The organism is Burkholderia sp. HI2714, assembly GCF_002223085.1.
GTDB lineage: Bacteria > Pseudomonadota > Gammaproteobacteria > Burkholderiales > Burkholderiaceae > Burkholderia > Burkholderia lata_D.
Map to the genome: position 1 here is coordinate 264381 of NZ_NKFM01000053.1, position 18789 is coordinate 283169.

The following is an 18789-nucleotide window of genomic DNA, read 5'->3' on the forward strand; positions in this document are numbered from 1 at the left end:
CGTTGACAAGCACAACGGCAAAACAACCGATCGCGTGCCGCCCCGTGCATCACGCGCCGTCGCGCATCGGTTGCGCAAGCAACTTGCAGGCAACGACGGCGGCGGCGAGCGCGAGCACGCCGCTCACCGTCAGCGCGTCGGCGAACCCGCTCGCGAACGCAACGGGCGCGGCCTGCGCGAGCGCACCGACGGCAGACTGCGGCACACGCTCGAGCGCCCGCGCCAGGTCGCCGGCCAGCAGGCTCGACATGAACTGTGCATCGGCGAATGCGCGCAAGCCTGGCGCGGTGGACAGCAGCCGGTCGAGCCGCGCATGCGTGCTCGTCGCCAGCACCGCGCCGAGCACGCCGACGGCCGTCACGATCGCCGAGAAGCGCGTCGTCGTGCTGATGCCCGATGCCATGCCGGTACGGTTCGGCGGCACGCACGACATGATCGCCTTCTGCGTGTCGCCGTTCATGATGCCTGCGCCGCAGCCCGTCACGAACATGCCGAGCGCGACGAGCCGGTAGTCGCCGCTGGCCGTCAGCGCCGCGGTCGCGAGGTTGCCCGCGCCGATCAGCGCGAGCCCGCCCGCCAGCACGCCGCCGGACGACACGCGCGCGGCCAGCGCCGCGCCGAGCGACGGCCCGGCGATCATCGCGAACGCGAACGGCAGCATCCCGAGCCCCGCATCGATCGCCGACATTCCGAACGCGTTCTGCAGGTACAGCGGCAGGAACGTCATCATCACCTGCGCGCACGCCGCATAGCCGAACATCGCGAGCACGGCGCCGACGAAGCGCGGCTGGCGGAACAGCGCGAGATCGATCATCGGCCGCGCCTGCCAGCGCTCCGCGCCGATGAATGCCGCGAACAGCGCGGCGGCCAGCGCGAGCCGGCCGAGTGTCGCGGCCGACAGCCAGCCGTGCGACGGCGCGCCGATCAGCGCCGCGATCGCGCAGGCGAGCGCCGCGCCGAACAGCAGGCTGCCGGCCGCGTCCACGCGCTTCGCGTGCGGATCGCGCGACTCGTCGATCGCGACACGCGCACCGGCCGCAAGCAGCAGGCAGACGGGCAGGTTCAGCAGGAACACCCAGCGCCAGCCGATCCATTGCGTGATCGCGCCGCCGACGAGCGGCGCGATGGCTGTCGCGATCCCCATGCACATGCCCCAGATCGCCCACGCGCGCGCCCGTTCGCGCCCCTCCGGAAAGCGGTTCGCGATCACGGCGAGCGCAGCCGTCAGCAGCAGCGCGGCGCCGCCGCCCTTCACCGCCCGCGCCGCGATCAGCCAGCCGGCCGTCGGCGCGACGCCGCAGCCGAGCGACGCGAGAAAGAACAGCGCGAGCCCCGTGAGGAGCATCCGCTTGCGCCCGAAGCGGTCGGCGAGCCCGCCGGCCGGCAGCAGGCATGCGGCGAACGCGGTCATGTACGCGCTCACGACCCATTCGATATCGGCGAAGCTCGCGTGGAAACCGCGCGCGATGCTCGGCAGCGACACGGCGACGACGTTCGTGTCGAGCACGATCAGCGAGCAGGTCGCGGACGCGACGGCGAGCGTCGCGGCGGCAGGCAGGCGGGCGCCCGTGCGCGGGGCGGCAGCCGCGCCTGCGCGCGACGCCGGTGAAGGCTGGGACATCGGTTACTCCGGAACAGGATCGACGAGCCGTATGCTAGGCTTGGCCCGTATTGCCTGTCATTGACACGCCGAAGCTGTTTTATTGACGAAAATTGCAATCATGGACCGGCTCGAATTTCGCCACGTGCGCGCGTTCCTGAGCGTCGCGCAGCACCTGCACTTCGCCCGCGCGGCCGAAGCGCTCGACATGGCGCCGCCCGCGCTCACACGGCAGATCCAGGAGGCCGAACGCGTGCTCGGCGTGCGCCTCTTTCACCGGTCGCGCCGCGCCGTCACGCTGAGCGCGGCTGGCGAGGCCTATCTCGCCGAGGCCAGCGCCGCGGTCGAGCACCTGCAGCGCGGCCGCGAACTCGCTGCCTTGGCCGAGCGCGGCGAACTCGGCCGGATCGAGATCGGCTACGTGTCGTCGGCCGTCTATTCGGGCACGCTGCAGCGCACCGTCGGCGCGTTTCGTGACGCGCACCCGCGCATCGAACTGAACCTGCGCGAAGTGCCGATGGACGACGTCGCGAATCAGCTCGACACGGGCCGGCTCGATCTCGCGTACGTGCGCCCGCCGCTGCCGCTGCCCGGCGGCCTGCGGGTCGTCACGCTGCAGCGCGACGTGTTCGTCGCCGCCGTGCCGGCCGGGTCGCGCTACGCGTCGATGTCGGCCATTCGCGCGGCCGACCTCGCCGACGCGCGCTTCGCGGTACCCGAACAGGAGCGCGGCACGCTCGAAGTCGCGCGCCGCGGCCGCTTCGCCCCGCTGATCGCCGCCCGCCCGGGCGGCCTGCTCGCAGTGCTCGCGTGCGTGTCCGTGAACGGCTGGGTTGCGGTAATTCCCGATGCGCTCGCCGGCTGCGTGACGCTGCCGGGCGTCGTGTATCGGCCGATCGCCGGCAAGCCGATCACGTCGGAACTGGCGCTCGCGCACCGGCGCTTCGAAAAGGCGCCGGCGGTACGCGCGTTCCTGCGGACGGTTCCGTCGGCCGCGTAAGCCCCGCGTGAAGCCCGCGTGCGGCGATGGCGGCCATCCCGGCCGTCGCCGCGCGAATATGCATTGCACGATTCGATGTTTGTCGGCCGGAAACCGATTCCGTAACCTGCCCGGCAGCCGCGCCGCCTGCGCGCGGATTACCCGAGGACTCCCGCCGATGAATCCCTCCTCCGCCCCGGCGCGCCGCCGCGTGCTGCAGCGTCTTGCCGCCCTCGCCGCCGCGCCGCTCGCCGGCGGCCTCGCACGGCCCGCCCATGCGGCCGGCGCCGACCTGTCGGGCGTGACGCTCGTGCTCGGCGACCAGGCCGGCGGCCTGCGCGCGCTCGCGGAAGCCGCTCATGTGCTCGACGGCACGCCTTACCGGTTCCGCTGGGCCAACTTCCAGGGTGCCGCGCCGCTGTTCGAGGCGCAGCGCGCGGGCGCGATCGATCTCGCGCCGGCAGGCGACCTGCCCGTGCTGACGGCCGCGCTCGGCGACCCGTCGTTGCGGATCGTCGCGACGCGCGTCGGCTCGCCGGCGTCGCTCGGCATCGTCGTGCAGCCCGATTCGCCGGTCCGCACCGTCGCCGACCTGAAAGGGCAAACCGTCGTCGTGTCGTCCGCGCGCGGCAGCATCTCGCAGTACCAGTTGTACGGGGCGCTGCGCGAACACGGCCTCGCGCCGCGTGATGTCGACGTGCGCTTCGTGCTGCCCGTCGATGCATTCGCCGCGTTCGAGGCGAAGCGGATCGGCATCTGGGCGACGTTCGATCCGTACTACGGGCATGCGGTACGGCGCGGCGCGCGCATCGTCCGCGACGGCAGCGGCATCAATTCCGGGCTGGCATTCCTGACGTCGCCGATCGACACCCTCGACGATCGCGCGAAGCGCGCGGCGCTCGCCGACGTGCTGGCGCGGCTCGGCCGCGCGGGCCAATGGGCGCTCGCGCATCCGGCCGACTATGCGAGCGTCTATGCGTCGCTCACGCGCCTGCCGTCCGACGCGGCCACCGACATCGCGCGCCGGGCCGCGCTCGCGCAGCGCAGCCTCAGCGCCGCGGACATCGACGTGCTGCAGCGTGTCGCCGACCGCGCGGCGGCCGACGCGATCCTGCCGCGGCGCGTCGATGTCGCATCGATCGCGATCCGGAGCGTATCGGCCTGAACGTCGACGCGACGAGCGTGCGCATCGCGGCGAATGGCGCCGCCGCGTGCTGCCCTGTCGCTGAAATCCCTGCCCCCGAGCAAACCCGCGCCCGCTGTCACCGCCACGTCATTCGTGCGTACAATGATCTGACCGCTTGCCGCCGCCGTTCGCGGCAAGCGGACGAGGACATTACAAACAGAAGACAAACAAGAATTGCGCCGATCCGGACCCGTTTCCGCAAGATCGGCGACAACCGGACCAGACAATGCGGCGCAGACCGGATTTCACGGGGGGACATATGTCCAGGCACACCCGAAAGCCGTTGGTATCGCTCGTCGTACCCTTCCACGACGAGGCGGAAGCGATCGAGGCATTCTTCGCGACCACCCTTCCCATCCTCGAATCCATCGACACCACACGCTTCGAAATCGTGTGCGTGAACGACGGCAGCCGCGACGACACGCTCGGCAGGCTGATCGACGTCGCAGCCGGCGACCCGCGCGTGCGCATCGTCGATCTCACCCGGCGCTTCGGCAAGGAAGCCGCCCTCACCGCCGGCATCGACGAAGCCGCCGGCACCGCCGTGATCCTGATCGACGCCGACCTGCAGGACCCGCCCGCACTGATCCCCGCGATGGTCGAACGCTGGCTCGCCGGCGCCGAGGTCGTCGCCGCGAAGCGCACCGACCGCATGTGCGACCCGCTGATGCAGCGCGTGGCCGCCGCGCTCTACTACCGCGTACACAACCATCTCTCCGAAGTCGAGATGCCCGAAAACGTCGGTGATTTCCGGCTGATGGATCGCCAGGTCGTCGACGCGCTGCGCGCGCTGCCCGAGCGGCGGCGCTTCATGAAAGGCTTGTTCGCGTGGGTCGGCTATCGCATCGAGCTCATCGAATACACGCGTGCGCCGCGTAGCGGCGGCCGCTCCAAATTCTCCGGATGGCGCCGCTGGAACTTCGCGCTCGAAGGCATCACCAGCTTCAGTACCGTGCCGCTGCGCGTGTGGACCTACATCGGCCTCGCGTTCGCCGCGCTGTCGTTCATCTACGGCGCGTTCATCGTCATGCGCACGCTGCTGTTCGGCAACCCCGTGCACGGCTATGCGTCGCTCATCTCCGTGATGCTGTTCGTCGGCGGCATCCAGCTGATCGGCATCGGCGTGATCGGCGAATATCTCGGCCGCATCTATCACGAGTCCAAGCAGCGGCCGGTCTATCTCGTGCGGCGGCGTTACCGCGCCGACGCCCTGGTGGGCCAGTACCCGGCGCGGCACGCCGCGCAGCCGGACGCCACGAAGCTGCTGCCGTTTCCGGTCCGGCGCGTCGCCACGGCCCGGCGACGGCAGCCGGCCGTCGCGAGCGCGGCGGCCGCGCGCAATCTGTCGGTCAAGTAGCGCCGCATGGATATTTCCACCTCATCGATCCAAGCCGGCGAACGCCCTGTCCGCGTCTGGCTGACGCCCGGACGCGTCGCGCTGTACAGCATGGTCATGCTGACGGCCGGCGTGCTGTTCATGACGATCCTGGTCCGGATCGGCTTCCACTCGACCGACCCGGGCGTGTTCCGCCCGGGCTCGGGATTCTTGGTGTTCTGGTCCGCGTCCCATCTGATGCGCCACGGTTCGCCGTGGCAGATCTACGACGTCCCCGCGTTCTCGCGGGTGCTCGTCGGCCTGTTCCCGACCGCGGCCCACTATGCGTTCCTGCCGTGGCTGTATCCCCCCACGTATCTGCTGGTGGTCGCCCCCTTCGCGCTGCTGCCCTATGCGATCGGCTATCCGCTGTTCGTCGCGCTCGGCATCGTGCTGCTCGGGGTAGCGGCCTGGCGCGTGTCGGGGCTCGCGGCGACGCCCGGTGCGAAACGCGTCGGCTGGCTCGCGCTGCTCGGCTGCCCGGGCGTGATCGTCACCGCGACGTACGGACAGAATGCGATGCTGACCGCGGCGTGCGCGGCGCTCGCCGTGCATTTCGTCGACCGGCGGCCGATGCTGGCTGGCTTCTTCATCGGACTCCTGTCGGTCAAGCCGCAGCTGGCGTTGTTGTTCCCGTTCGTGCTGATCGCCGCGCGCGCGTGGCGCGCCTTCGCGTGGGCCGCGGCGTTCGCGACCGCCTTCACCGCGCTGGGCATCGCGACGGGCGGCATCGAGTCGCTCCACCTCTTTACGCAGAACGCCGGCGCGCTGCGTGCACTGATCATCGAGCATGGCGTTCCGTTCTGGTTTGCGTCGCCGACGCCGTTCGCGGCGTTTCGTCTCGCCGGCCTGCCGCTGACGCTCGCCTATGCCGGGCAAGCCGCCATCGCCGCGATCGCGATCGCGGCCGCGTGCTTTGTCTGGCACCGCCACCGGGATGCGCGGCTGCGCGGTGCCATGCTGGTCATCGCGACGCTCGCCGTGAATCCCTATCTCTGGCACTACGAACTGTCCTGGCTGTGCATCCCGATCGCCTGCCTGATCGCCATCGGCTCGCAGGACGGCTGGCTGCGTGGCGAGCAAAGTTTCGTGGCCGTCCTGTGGGCGCTGCCGTTGTACGAGTTTCTGAATCCGTGGCTGCATCTGCCGCAGGTCGGGCCGCTCGTGATGACGATCGCGTTGCTCGTGCTGTTGCGGCGCGCCCGGCTTGCGAGCCGCGGCACGCACGCCGCGGTCGTTCGCGCCCCCTGAGCCGATCGCCGCACGTCACGCCGGCACCTGCCCGTGCCGGCGGCCACGCCCGGCAATCGCGCACCAGGTCGCGCTCGCGCGGGCACAACGCCACCGACCTGAACATCCAGCCAGTCAACCTGGCGTCCGCGCGCGCATTGCCGCGCCGGCATCAATTCGTGTTACGAATCCCCGATTCCTGCCTACAATGTTCAGAACGCCAGTCGTCCGGCCTGCCGCGGACGACAACCGGATCCATACGGCGCAGCGCAGGCCGGATCACTCGGGGGACGTATGTCCGCGCATGCCAGAAAACCACTGGTCTCGCTCGTCGTGCCGTTCCACGACGAGGAAGAAGCCATCGACGCGTTCTTTGCCACGACGCTGCCGATCCTCGAATCGGTCGAGTCGGTTCGTTTCGAGATCGTCTGCATCAACGACGGCAGCCGTGACGACACGCTCGGCAGGCTGATCGACGTCGCAGCCGGCGACCCGCGCGTGCGCATCGTCGATCTCACCCGGCGCTTCGGCAAGGAAGCCGCGCTCACCGCCGGCATCGACGAAGCCGCCGGCACCGCCGTGATCCTCATCGACGCCGACCTGCAGGACCCGCCCGCGCTGATCCCCGCGATGGTCGAACGCTGGCTCGCCGGCGCCGAGGTCGTCGCCGCCAAGCGCACCGACCGCATGTGCGACCCGCTGATGCAGCGCGTGGCCGCCGCGCTCTACTACCGCGTACACAACCATCTCTCCGAAGTCGAGATGCCCGAAAACGTCGGCGATTTCCGGTTGATGGATCGCCAGGTCGTCGACGCGCTGCGCGCACTGCCCGAGCGGCGGCGCTTCATGAAAGGCCTGTTCGCGTGGGTCGGCTATCGCATCGAGCTCATCGAATACACGCGTGCGCCGCGCAGCGGCGGCCGTTCCAAATTCTCCGGATGGCGCCGCTGGAACTTCGCGCTCGAAGGCATCACCAGCTTCAGCACCGTGCCGCTGCGCGTGTGGACCTACATCGGCCTCGCGTTCGCCGCGCTGTCGTTCATCTACGGCGCGTTCATCGTCACGCGCACGCTGCTGTTCGGCAACCCCGTGCACGGCTATGCGTCGCTCATCTCCGTGATGCTGTTCGTCGGCGGCATCCAGCTGATCGGCATCGGCGTGATCGGCGAATATCTCGGCCGCATCTATCACGAGTCGAAGCAGCGACCGGTCTATCTCGTGCGGCGGCGCTATCACGCGCAGCGGGACACCGCCGCGCATCCGGCATCGAAGCTGCTGCAGTTTCCGCTCAAGCGCACGCACGCGGCCCGCCGCCGGACGGCGCAGCCCACGGCCGCCGGCCACGGCGCCGCGCGGAAAGCGTCCGTCAAGTAACCGCGCGCACGACGCATGGATCTCCCCCGACAAGCGATACGATCGGCGGCCCCTGCCGTCCGAGCATGGCTGACACCCCGGCGCGTCGTTGCGTACAGCGCGGTCGCGCTCGCATGCTATGCGCTGTTCGTCGCGATCTGGGTAGCCGTCGTCCGTCACGCGCCCGCCACCGCGCCGTCGCGCCCGGGCCCCGACTACGCGGTGTTCTGGTCGGCGTCGTACGTGATGCTGCATGGCTCACCCTGGCAAGCGTACGACCTGCCGACCTTCTCGCGGCTGGCAGCCGACCTGTTCCCGCAGTTCCGCCGCGAAGACCTCGTCGCGTGGCTGTACCCGCCCACCAACCTGCTGCTCGTGACGCCGCTGGCGCTGCTGCCGTACGCAGTCGGCTACCCGCTGTTCGTCGCGTTCGGCGTCGTGGTGTTCGGATTCGCCTCATCGCGCGTATCGGGGCTCGGCGCGACGCCCGGCTTGCGGCGCATCGGCGCGTTCGCGCTGCTCGCCGCCCCGTGCGTGTTCGTCACCGGGATGTTCGGGCAGAACGCGTTCCTCACCGCGTCGTGCGCGGCGCTGGCCGTCTGCTGGGCCGACCGTCGGCCGATGTGGGCCGGCCTCTGCATCGGCCTGCTGTCGGCCAAGCCTCAGATGGCGCTGCTGTTCCCGTTCGTGCTGGTCGCCACGCGCGCCTGGCGCACGATCGCGTGGGCCGCGCTCGCCACCGCCGCGTTCGCCGCGTTGAGCGTCCTGATCTGCGGCGTCGAATCGCTACGCCTGTTCGTCGCCGGCACGGCGCTCGCGCGCACGCTCCTCCTCGAGCAAGGCATCGTGTTCTGGCTCGCGTCGCCGGCGCCGTTCGCCGCGTTCCGCCTCGCGGGCCTGCCGCCTGGCGCCGCGTATGCCGCGCAAGCGTGCATCGCGGCGCTGGCGATCGCCGCCGCCTGCATCGTGTGGATGCGGTCACGCGACGTCCGCTTGCGCGCGGCGGTGCTGGCGGTCGCCACGCTCGCGGCGAACCCGTACGTGTGGCACTACGAGCTCGCCTGGCTCGGCATCGCGATCGCGTGCCTGCTGGCGATCGGCTGGCAGGACGGCTGGCTGCGCGGCGAGCAGACCGCGATCGCGCTCATGTGGCTGCTGCCGGCCGTCGAATACCTGAACCCGTGGCTGCAAGGGCCGCAGCTCGGCCCGGTCGTGACGCTGTTCGCGCTCCTCGTGCTGCTGCGCCGCGCCGGCCCGAGGGCTCAGAACGCGAGCCGCGGCGGTACGTAGACGCCGTAGTACGGCCCGACGCCGGTCGCGACGCCCGTCATCTTCACGCCGGCGACGAAATGGCCCTGGATGTACTTGTACGTACCGCCGAGGGACACGTCGATATGGAACGGCGCGAACGCGACGATCGGCACGCTGGTGCTGGTCGCCGTCTGCGTGACGACCGGCAGCACCACGGTCGCGCCGATCGGCACCGACGTGTAGAGCGTCGCCTTCACGCCGGTCGCGAGGTTGATGGTGTCGCCGATGTTGAGCGGTGTCGGATTGCCGGTTGTCATCAGGCCGCCCATTGTCGTCGTGTCGGTCGCGGTCGACTGGAACGACGTCCACTGTCCGCCCATGCACAGCAGGCCGTAGACCTGGCCGTTCGTGATCGAGAATTCGAACGGCTGGCCCGTCAGCGGATTGATCAGCGGCTGGTTGGTCGCCGCGTTCCAGTACTGGTTGTACACACACTGGTCGATCGCGACCGGAAACAGCCCGCCCGCCCCCACTCCGCCCGGCGCCGCCAGCACCGCCACGGCGGTCGCGCTGTCGGATGCGCCCGGGATCCCCAGCAGCCCGCCGAGCAGCAGCGGAATCGAGCCGCCGTTCACACCGGGCGCGCGCGACACGGTGACCTGCACCGCCGGCACGTCGTACTGGCCCGGCGTGATGGTCGTCGGCTGCATGGAGGCGGGGTTGCGCGTCACGTTCCAGTATCCGGTGGTCACCGTGCCGGTCGACAGCGCCGCGCCGGCCGCCGAGTTCTGCGCGATCACGCCGTTCGCCGCCGGCGCCGCCTGCGACCAGTTCACCGCGCCGCCGCTCGGCGACATCATCGCGTCGGCCCCCGCGAGCGCGGCCGCATCGGCCGCGTTCTGCAACTGGTTGTTCACCGTGACCACCCACGCGATGTCGATCGCCAGCGCGCCGAACGACAGCAGCGGAATCAGGAACAGCAGGAAGAACAGCGCGACCGAACCGCGCTGCCGTTCGGCGTCGACGGGCTGCGTGGCGGTCACGTCATTCATAGAGCATCACCGACGTCGCCGAGACCGTCACCGGGCCGGTCAGCGCGCTGAACGCGGACCCCAGCACGAGCCCCGAATACGTGTAGGTCACCGTCACCGTCAACGCGGTGCCCGACGTCGTGCCGTTCGCCTGCGTCACGGTCACCGCCGGTGTCGTCGCGGTGCCGCCGGTGATCAGGCTGTTCTGCATCGCGTTCTGCGCGATGCCGGCGATCTGCGTCGTGGTCAGCATCGGCACGCGCAGCATGACGCCGGCGCGCGCCGCCTCGCGGCTCGCGTTCGTGATGACGGCCTTGTCGCACAGGATCAGGCTCGTATCGATGATGCCGATCAGCACCATCAGCAGGAACGGCAGCATCAGCACGAACTCGAGGGACACGACGCCGCGCGCGTGGCGGGCGCCCGTCGCCCCGCGTGTCATTTTGCGGCTCCCGCATCCGGCGGGACGACGCCCGGCTCCAGCGCCGCGCCGGACAGCGGCGGCGGGCTACCCGCCCCGCCGGCAACCCCGGCAACCCCGGCGCCCCCGCGCGACGCTAGCCGCGCGCGCACCGCCTGGTAGAAGCGCAGGTTGTCGGCCACCGCCGACGCGGGCAACTCCGCGGACAGCAGCTTCTTCGCCGAATCGGTGTTGCCGAGCACGCCGTACGCGAACGCGAGGTTCTGGCGCGCCTGCCACGGCGCGGACGGCAGCCCGGCGACGTCGAGCAGCACGTTCACGCCTTCGCGCGGCCGATTGCTCAGCACGAGCGACAGCCCGAGGTCGACGCGTAGCCCCTGCGCGTCAGGATGCGCACGCAGCGCCTCGCGATACACGACCTGCGCATCCGCATGACGCCCCTGCAGGTCGAGCACGGTGCCGAGCCCCTCCGCCGCGAGCGGATGGTTCGGCTGCGCGGCGAGCAGGTCGCGATAGCGCTGCGCGGCTTCGTCGAGGCGCCGCTGCCGCAACGCGACGCGCGCGAGCCCGAGCCGCGGGCCGAGCTCCGCCGGTGCCTGCCGCTGCGCTTCGTCGTACAGGATTCGCGCACGCTCCAGGTCGCCCGCGCGGTAGTTGACGTCGCCGAGCCCCAGGCGCGCCGCGAGCGAATCGGGATACTTCGCGAGCACCTTCTCGTACAGCGTCGACGCGAGATCGACGTTGCCGCCGGCCAGTGCGCTGTCGGCGATGCGCAGTTCGGCCTGCGGATCGTCGCTCTTGTGCGACAGCACCGGCCGCGTCTGGATGCCCGACGCGCCGCAGCCGGCCAGCACCGGCAGCACGGCCGCGAGCGCGAACGCGCGTACGACGGATCGTGTCATCTGAACACCTCGAGCAGGCGAATCGCCGCCGGGCCCGCCGCGATCAGGCAGACCGTCGGCAGGATGAACAGCATCATCGGCAGCGTGATCTTCGGCGCAAGCTTCGCGGCCCGTTCCTCGAGCGCGACGATCTGCTCGGTGCGCTCGGTGCGCGACAGCGTGCGCAGCGCCTGCGTGATCGGCGTGCCGAACCGCTGCGACTGCGTCAGCGTCGTCGCGAGCGAGCGTGCCGACGTGAAATCGACTCGCATCGCGAAATGCGCGAGTGTCGCGGACACGTCGCCGCTCAGTGTCAGCTCGTCCGCGCACACGGTCAGCTCGTCGGCGAGCGGCGGGCAGATGCGCACCAGTTCGTGCGCGACGCGCCGGATGCCCGACGCGAGACTGTTGCCGGCCATCGTGCAGATCACCAGCAGGTCCAGCGCATCGGGAAAGCACGTGGCGATGATCCGCCGCCGCCGGCGGATCATCACGCCGAGCACGTATTCCGGCACGATCACGCCGATCACGAAGGCGGCGATCATCGCCAGCGCGCGGATCACGAAGTATTCGCCGAAGCGCGGAATCAGCGGGCTGAACACGATCGCGCCGCACGCGAACAGCACGCCGCAGCTCAGCTTGATCCCGATCATCACCGACGCCGCGCGGCGCTCGCGAAAGCCCGCGCGCGTCAGCTGCAGGCCGAGCTTCACGCGCTGCATCGGGTCGAGCACCGGCAACCGTTCGCCGAGCTGCGCGAGCCGGCGGGTCAGGTCCAGGCGGACGCCGCCCGGCTGCAGCCATCCCGCCATCGATGCGGGCGGATGCTGCCCGGCAGCCTGCCGCACGCGCACCGCGATCCGCTGGCGCGTGCCGCCGCCGGGCGTGGCGAGCGCCACCGCGACACAGCCGAGCAACAACAGCAACTCGAGGCCGCGGGCGGCCAGTATCGACATCGTCATCGTGCAGTATCCAGTTTCGAGATCTTGCGGATCACCAGCAGGCCGACCGTCAGCAACCCGGCCGCGATCGTCAGCATCGTGTGTCCCGGGTGCGTCGTGAACAGCAGCATCACGTACTCGCGGTTCACGAGAAACAGCACGCCGATCATCACGAACGGCACCGCCGAAATGATGTTCGTCGTGACGCGCCCTTCGGCAGTCAGCGCGCGGGTCTTCAGGCGGATGTCGCGACGCGTGCGGATGATGCTCGACAGCTCGTCGAGCGTTTCGCCGAGGCTGCCGCCGGTCTCGCGCTGCAGCAGCAGGTAGACGGTGAAGAACGAGAAGTCCGCAATCATCAGCCGGTCCGCCGCGTGCGTCAGCACGTCCTTGAGATCCGCGCCGACGCGCAGGCTGTCGCCCATCGAGCGGAACGTCGCGCGCACCGGCTCGGCCGCGCCGTCGCCGACCATGCTGATCGCCTGCGTGACCGGAATGCCCGCGCGCACGGCCCGCACGATCATGTCGATCGCGTCCGGGAACGCTTCGAGAAAGCGAATCCGGAAGCGCTCCACCAACGCACGGTAGCTCGCACGCATCGCGACCAGCGGCAACCCGACGTAGATCAGCGGACGCAGGAAGTCCGGCGGCCCGATCAGCTTCACCGCGACGATCGCGACGATCGCGCCGGCGATCGTGCTCGCGACGACGATCCTCACGCCGCCCTTGCCGCCGACCGCGCGCACGCGCGTCACGCGGCGCTGCAGCCACGCGCGCAGGCGGCCCTGGCGGCGCTCGAGGTTGAACAGCGCGACCCCGGGCGTGGCGGATGCGAGCCCGTCGCGCCCGGCGAGCGACGGCGACAGCCGGCGCATCCGCGCGCGGATGCGCTGGGCCGGCGTGCGGCTCGCGCGATCGAACCACGACGACAGCACGAGCCCGACCGCGAGGATCATCACGAACGCGCCCACCGCGAACAGGTCGGCGGCCCTCATTGCCGGAACACCTCGGCGAGCGCATCCTCGACGCCGTAATACGCGGCGCGCGCCGCGAATCCCGGCCGCAAGGGCGACGCCTCGAACACGCCCTTCACCGCGTCGCGCGTCGTGTCGCCTTCCTGGCGGAACGCGAACAGGTCCTGGGTGATCACCACCTCGCCTTCCATCCCGACGATCTCGGTGATCCGCGTGACGCGCCGCACGCCGTCGCGCATCCGCTCGATCTGCACGAACAGGTGCACGGCGCTCGCGATCTGGCGCCGAATCGACAGCAGCTGCAGGTTCGCGTTCGCCATCATGACCATGCTCTCGAGCCGGCTGATCGCATCGCGCGGCGAATTCGCGTGGATCGTCGTCATCGAGCCGTCGTGCCCCGTGTTCATCGCCTGCAGCACGTCGAACGCCTCGGGGCCGCGAATCTCGCCGAGGATGATGCGGTCGGGCCGCATGCGCAGCGCGTTGCGCACGAGATCGCGCTGCGAGATCCCGCCGAGCCCTTCGGTATTCTCCGGCCGCGTCTCGAGGCTCACGACGTGCGGCTGCAGCAACTGCAGCTCGGCCGCATCCTCGATCGTCACGATCCGCTCGTGCTGCTCGATGTGCTGCGACAGCGCGTTGAGCAGCGTCGTCTTGCCCGAGCCGGTGCCGCCCGAGATCACGATGTTCAGCCGGCACGCGCATGCGACCTTGAGCACCTGCAGCATCGGATGCGAGATGTTGCCCTGCTGCGCCATCCGCGCGAGCGTGATGTCGCGCTTCGCGAACTTGCGGATCGAGATCGACGGGCCGCGCATCGCGATCGGCGGCAGCACGACGTTCACGCGGCTGCCGTCGGCGAGCCGCGCATCGACCATCGGGCTGCTCTCGTCGACCCGGCGCCCCACCGCCGCCGCGATCCGCTGCGCGACGCTCGCCACGTGCGCGTCGTCGCGGAACTTCAGCGACGTGAGCTCGAGCCGGCCCGCGCGCTCGACGTAGACCTGGTCGGGCCCGTTGACGAGGATGTCGGTGACCGTATCGTCGGCGAGCAGCGGCTCGATCGGCCCGACGCCGAACATGTCGTTCAGGATCGCATCGACGATCAGCACCTGCTCGCCGGCCGTGATCTTCAGGCGCTCGCGCTCGACCGTGTGCGCGGCCACCTGCTCGATGCCCGCGCGCACTTCGTCGCGCGTCTTCATCAACGCCGCCGACATGTTCATCGACGCGAACACCGCGCTGCGGATCGCGTCGAACTTGCTCGACCGGATCAGCGCCTCGTGGGTGTCGGCCGCCACGGATGCGCGCGCCGGAGCCGGTGCAGGCGTGTCCGCCGCGATCGGGGCCGAGGCCGATGGCGCGGCCTCGCGCGCCACGGCGGGCGTCGCGGCCTGTGGCTCGGCCGGCGCGGGATCCGCCGGCGGCCGGTTACGGGTGCCGAACGTCACGTTCCCTTCCTCCACTTGACGAGCCGCGCATACCACGGCTCGGCGACGACCATCGGCTCGCCGGTGATGCCGTTCGCGAGCTGCCGGATCTGGTCCAGGAAGCCGTTGCGCTTCGCGCCTTCGATCGGCTCGCCGAGGTTCTCCGCGACGGCGAGCGTCTGCGGCTCGTGCGGCAGCTCGTGCAGCTTCGCGCCGCCGAATGCGTCCTCGAAATCGACCGGTTCGACGCGGCCCGCGACCGGTGCGAGCGGATTGTTCAGCACCATCGACAGCAGCCGCTCGCCGGGCAGTTCCCGCACGAAGCGCACGATCCGCGCGGCTTCGTACGCGGCGAGCACCGAACGGTCGACCACGACATGGACGAGATCGGACGCCACGAGCGCGTCCTCGAGCAGCTTGCCGGCGCCGCGGCCGACGTCGAACAGCACGTAGTGGAAGCGGTCCTTCAGCATGTCGACCAGACGCGCGACGGCCTGGTCGCCCAACGGGACGTCGGCGCCGTAGGCCAGCTCGGCGGAGAGGACGTGCAACCGGTCGCCCTTCGTCACGAACATGCGCTCGAACAATGCGTCGTCGGGACGCTGCCCCATGTTCAGCAATTCGATCAGCCCGTTGTTGCTGGACAGCCCGAGCATCGAATTCGCGCCGCCGCCATGCAGGTTCAGATCGACGTAGGCGACCCGGCGGCGCTTCTCGCTCGCCAGGAAGCGCGCGAGGCTCACCGTGATCGTGGTCGCGCCGACGCCGCCGCGCGCGCCGACGAAGCTCACGACCTTGCCGGTGCGCACCTGCACGACCGATTCCGTCGCGGTCAGCGCACGCCGCATCAACTCGACGGTCAGCGGCTTGACGATGTAGTCCTGCACGCCGATGCCGAGCAGGTTGCGAAACAGCCCGACGTCGTTCTGCGTGCCGATCGCGATGACGCGCACCGACGGGTCGCACACGTCGGCGAGCCGCATCATGTCCGATACCGGCAACACCGAATCCGACACGTCGATGACGAGCTGGCGCGGCGAACGCTCGTACTGCTGCAGCAACCGGATCGCATCGTCGCAGGTGCCAGGCTGCAGGTGGGTGCGCGTGATCGCCAGCTCCTGCGTGACGCGGCGTATCACGTCCTCGCTGCCCGAATCGGCGACGACCGCGACGAGATCGGCCGCGCCCGCGGACGCGGCGCGCCGGGTTTGCTGACGGTCGAGGAGGTTCATGGGCGGCATCGTGATGGCATCCGGGTCCGGTCAATGGCTGGGCGAGCCGGTCGTCAGCGTCTTGCCTGGCGTCGGCTGCTTCACGCGATCCTCGACGTAGCGGCGCACCGCGTCGGCTGCCGTCTGCGCATCCGCGCCGCCGTACGGCACGGGCGCGACGAGATCCTCGGGCCGCGCGAGCATCGCCGCGAGATTCGAATAGGTCGCGCAGCCGAACGGCACGCCGGGCCGCGCGAACCCCGCGTCGACGAGATGCGACGGCTGCATCAGCTTCGCGCAATCAGGCGCCACCGCGTGCGCGCCGTCGAAGCCGATCGCCCGCGCATCGGGCAGGTTGACCGGCGGCGGCGCCGACAGGCAGCCCGCGAGCACCAGCGGCAGCAGTGCGGCAACGGTCGATCGGGTTCGCATGCGCGCTCCTCCGGTTCAGTACACGAAGCCCGCGGCGCCGACGAGGCGCGGCGTGTCGCCCGACAGCAGGTCGAGCCCGAGGTTGCGCTGCACCGCGAACTCTAGGTCGCTGCTCGGCCGCGCGACGGTGTCGATTGCCTGCTCGAGCTGGCCGGGCCCGGTCGGCTGCACGATGTACGGCGTGACGATCACGACCACCTCGGTCTTGTTGTCCTGGAAGTTCTTCGACGAAAACAGCCGGCCGATGATCGGCAGCCGGCCGAGCCCCGGAATCTGCGACACGGTGTCGGCCGTCTGGCTCTGCAGCAGCCCGCCGATCGCGAAGCTCTGCCCGCTCGACAGCTCGACCGTCGTCTCGACGCGCCGCACCGTGAGTGCCGGCACCTTGATGCTGCCCGTCGTCACGCTGTTGCTCGCATCGACCTCGCTGACTTCCGGCCGCACCTTGAGGCTGATGCGGTTGTCGGTGAGCACGGTCGGCGTGAAATCGAGCGACACGCCGAACGGCTTGTACTCGACCGTGATCACCCCCGTGTTGCCGGTCTGCGCGACCGGGATCGGAATCTCGCCGCCCGCGAGGAAGCTCGCCGTCTCGCCGGACATCGCGGTGAGGTTCGGTTCGGCGAGCATCGTGATCAAGCCCTCCTGGTCGAGTGCGTCGAGCACGACGTCGATCGACCAGCGCCCCGCGCGGAATCCGCCGAGCACCGAGAAGGCGCCCGTCGGCGACAGGTTGAACAGGCCGTTCGTCGGGTCGAACAGCGTGCGTCCGTTGAACAGCCCGCCGACGAAGTTGCCGGCAGCGCCCAGCGAGCTCCAGTTGATGCCGAGCTGCTGCGTGACGTTGCGGCTCACCTCGGTCACCCGCACGCGCAGGTTCACCTGGATCGGGCGCGACAGCGTGAGCCGGTTCACGATCTTTTCCTTGTCGTGCAGGTACGGCGTGAGCGACTGCATCACGGCGTCCGCGTCGGCCGCGCTCGGCACCTTGCCCGACACCATCAGCGAGCCCGGCGCGCCGGACACCGACAGCTTCAGCTGCGGAAAGCGGCTGTCGAGCACGCCCTGCAGCGACGCCGTGTCGACCTGCACGATCACCGTCTTGCGCAGGATCGGGCGATGGTTCGCGCCGAGCGCGATCAGCGTGGTCGTGCCCGCCTTCTTGCCGAACACGAACACGGTGCGCGGGGACGGCACCTGGATGTCCGCGATGGACGGATCGGCAACGAACATCGCGGCCGCGGGTTCGGGCAGCGACAGCAGTTCTCCCTTGCCGGTCGCGATCGACAGCGCCGCGCCCGCGTCCGGCGCGCGTGCGACCTGCGCCAGCACGCCCCCGGACGCGACGATGCAGGCCAGGCACCCGAAAGCGATCCAACGAACCATGCGCACCATGCGTGTTCCCGTCAAATGCCGGCCGCCGGGCGGCCGGCCCGAATCGTCAATCCGTCACTGCGCCGCCACGGCCGGCGGCTGCGCAGTGGCCTCCGCCGCGACATTGGCGCCGCCCGTCGTCGTGGGCGTCGCGGGCATCGCCGGCCAGGCCGGCAGCCCGGCCGGCAACGGCGGCAGGCCCGGCGTGCCGGTGCCGCCGCCACGCGATCCGTCGTCGACCGACGAACCGCGATAGATCACGACCGCGTTGCTCCGCCACGCCGGCCGCGCGCCCGACTCCGGCCGGGCGGACGGTTCGCGTGCGGCCTCGCGGGCCGCGCGCGACACGTCGCCGGCCCACACGGGCTGCGTATCGGGCTCCTGCGCGTCGCCGCCTGCCGGCTGCCGCCGGTCGCTCGTCGCGAAGCTGCGCAGCGCGAGCGACAGCGAGCCGAGGCGGGTCGCCACCAGCACGACCTGCGCGGTGCGCGGCGCGACCTCGAGCGTGACCGTGCGGGCGCGGGCCGTCGCGTCCGGCGCGCTCGCGGGCGCCTTCGCGCGCTGGAATTCGGAGCCGACCGCGAGCACGCGCGCGCGCCGCACCACGGTCTCCGCTTCGAACGTGCCGGGCGACGTCGCCGAGCCGCCGATCTGCTGCGTCAGCAACACGTCGACGAAGTCGCCCGGCTGGATCAGCCCCGCGTTGCCCGACACGTCGTCGACCGGCACCGAGATCGCGCGCATGCCGGGCTGCAGCGCCGCCGCGAGAAAATCCGGCGCACCGGCCGGTATCACGTTCTCGACGCGAATCGGTGCGCCGGCGCCGACGTGGTTGCGCAGCAGCGCGCCCTTCAGGTCCGCGCCCGGCTGCGACTCGACGAACGCGCCAGCCGGCACCTGCGCGCGCGGCATGCGCTTCCACGCCAGATCGTTGTCGCGCAGCAGCAGCCCTTCCGGCAGGTCGGCGGCGGCGACCCGCACGCGCGCCTGATCCGTTTCGGCGGGCACCGACGGCGTCGACGCGGCGACGTACAGCTCGCGCAGGATGAACGCACCGATGCCGGCGGCAACGACGAGCACGGCCAGTCTCAGCGGTTTGGGCATGGCGGCGTGCGTCCCC

17 protein-coding genes are annotated in these 18789 nt (G+C 70.6%); 6 read left to right on the forward strand and 11 right to left on the reverse strand.

Annotated features, from left to right (window positions below; translation table 11 throughout):
- Nucleotides 1–49: 49 nt before the first annotated feature.
- On the reverse strand, nucleotides 50–1621 hold the full coding sequence (locus CFB82_RS27945; RefSeq protein ID WP_089486134.1) for an MFS transporter: 1572 nt from the start codon (nucleotides 1619–1621) through the stop codon (nucleotides 50–52).
- Nucleotides 1622–1721: 100 nt separating this feature from the next.
- Between CFB82_RS27945 and CFB82_RS27950 the strand changes: the two genes are divergently transcribed.
- From CFB82_RS27950 to CFB82_RS27975, 6 genes are all read left to right on the forward strand, one after another.
- Complete coding sequence (locus tag CFB82_RS27950; RefSeq protein ID WP_089486135.1) at nucleotides 1722–2600, forward strand: LysR family transcriptional regulator; 879 nt, start codon at nucleotides 1722–1724, stop codon at nucleotides 2598–2600.
- A 157-nt stretch (nucleotides 2601–2757) separates the two neighbouring features.
- Nucleotides 2758–3744, forward strand: coding sequence for an ABC transporter substrate-binding protein (locus CFB82_RS27955; protein ID WP_089486136.1), 987 nt, complete (start codon nucleotides 2758–2760; stop codon nucleotides 3742–3744).
- A 280-nt stretch (nucleotides 3745–4024) separates the two neighbouring features.
- Nucleotides 4025–5122, forward strand: coding sequence for a glycosyltransferase family 2 protein (locus CFB82_RS27960; protein ID WP_089486137.1), 1098 nt, complete (start codon nucleotides 4025–4027; stop codon nucleotides 5120–5122).
- A 6-nt stretch (nucleotides 5123–5128) separates the two neighbouring features.
- The gene (locus tag CFB82_RS27965; protein ID WP_089486138.1) at nucleotides 5129–6391 is read left to right on the forward strand and encodes a glycosyltransferase family 87 protein; all 1263 of its coding nucleotides are present in this window, start codon (nucleotides 5129–5131) and stop codon (nucleotides 6389–6391) included.
- A gap of 273 nt (nucleotides 6392–6664) precedes the next feature.
- The gene (locus CFB82_RS27970) at nucleotides 6665–7744 is read left to right on the forward strand and encodes a glycosyltransferase family 2 protein (protein ID WP_089486139.1); all 1080 of its coding nucleotides are present in this window, start codon (nucleotides 6665–6667) and stop codon (nucleotides 7742–7744) included.
- Between the two features lie 15 nt (nucleotides 7745–7759).
- A complete protein-coding gene (locus tag CFB82_RS27975; protein WP_089486140.1) occupies nucleotides 7760–9013 on the forward strand; it encodes a glycosyltransferase family 87 protein in 1254 nt (417 codons plus the stop codon).
- Here the strand turns inward: CFB82_RS27975 and CFB82_RS27980 are convergent.
- The 10 genes from CFB82_RS27980 to cpaB all read right to left on the reverse strand — a co-directional run bounded on the left by CFB82_RS27980 (nucleotide 8986) and on the right by cpaB (nucleotide 18773).
- Nucleotides 8986–10026, reverse strand: a complete 1041-nt coding sequence (locus tag CFB82_RS27980; RefSeq protein WP_089486141.1) for a TadG family pilus assembly protein — start codon at nucleotides 10024–10026, stop codon at nucleotides 8986–8988. The two genes, CFB82_RS27975 and CFB82_RS27980, sit on opposite strands and share 28 nt — an antisense overlap.
- Complete coding sequence (locus CFB82_RS27985; protein ID WP_046549839.1) at nucleotides 10019–10447, reverse strand: TadE/TadG family type IV pilus assembly protein; 429 nt, start codon at nucleotides 10445–10447, stop codon at nucleotides 10019–10021. The genes CFB82_RS27980 and CFB82_RS27985 overlap by 8 nt, the downstream gene beginning before the upstream one ends.
- Nucleotides 10444–11328 carry a tetratricopeptide repeat protein gene (locus tag CFB82_RS27990; protein WP_089486142.1) on the reverse strand — a complete coding sequence of 295 codons (885 nt, stop codon included), beginning with the start codon at nucleotides 11326–11328 and terminating at the stop codon, nucleotides 10444–10446. Before CFB82_RS27990 ends, CFB82_RS27985 begins: the two co-directional genes overlap by 4 nt.
- Nucleotides 11325–12269, reverse strand: coding sequence for a type II secretion system F family protein (locus CFB82_RS27995; protein ID WP_089486143.1), 945 nt, complete (start codon nucleotides 12267–12269; stop codon nucleotides 11325–11327). Before CFB82_RS27995 ends, CFB82_RS27990 begins: the two co-directional genes overlap by 4 nt.
- A complete protein-coding gene (locus CFB82_RS28000; protein WP_089486144.1) occupies nucleotides 12266–13243 on the reverse strand; it encodes a type II secretion system F family protein in 978 nt (325 codons plus the stop codon). The genes CFB82_RS27995 and CFB82_RS28000 overlap by 4 nt, the downstream gene beginning before the upstream one ends.
- Nucleotides 13240–14673 (reverse strand): CpaF family protein, encoded by a 1434-nt coding sequence (locus CFB82_RS28005; RefSeq protein ID WP_089486145.1) that lies wholly within the window; start codon nucleotides 14671–14673, stop codon nucleotides 13240–13242. Before CFB82_RS28005 ends, CFB82_RS28000 begins: the two co-directional genes overlap by 4 nt.
- A complete protein-coding gene (locus tag CFB82_RS28010; protein WP_089486146.1) occupies nucleotides 14670–15893 on the reverse strand; it encodes an AAA family ATPase in 1224 nt (407 codons plus the stop codon). The genes CFB82_RS28005 and CFB82_RS28010 overlap by 4 nt, the downstream gene beginning before the upstream one ends.
- A 21-nt stretch (nucleotides 15894–15914) precedes the next feature.
- Complete coding sequence (locus CFB82_RS28015; protein ID WP_089486147.1) at nucleotides 15915–16295, reverse strand: CpaD family pilus assembly lipoprotein; 381 nt, start codon at nucleotides 16293–16295, stop codon at nucleotides 15915–15917.
- A 15-nt stretch (nucleotides 16296–16310) separates the two neighbouring features.
- Complete coding sequence (locus tag CFB82_RS28020) at nucleotides 16311–17681, reverse strand: type II and III secretion system protein family protein (protein WP_373558854.1); 1371 nt, start codon at nucleotides 17679–17681, stop codon at nucleotides 16311–16313.
- A 63-nt stretch (nucleotides 17682–17744) separates the two neighbouring features.
- A complete protein-coding gene (gene cpaB / locus CFB82_RS28025; protein WP_069251198.1) occupies nucleotides 17745–18773 on the reverse strand; it encodes a Flp pilus assembly protein CpaB in 1029 nt (342 codons plus the stop codon).
- Nucleotides 18774–18789 lie beyond the last annotated feature (16 nt).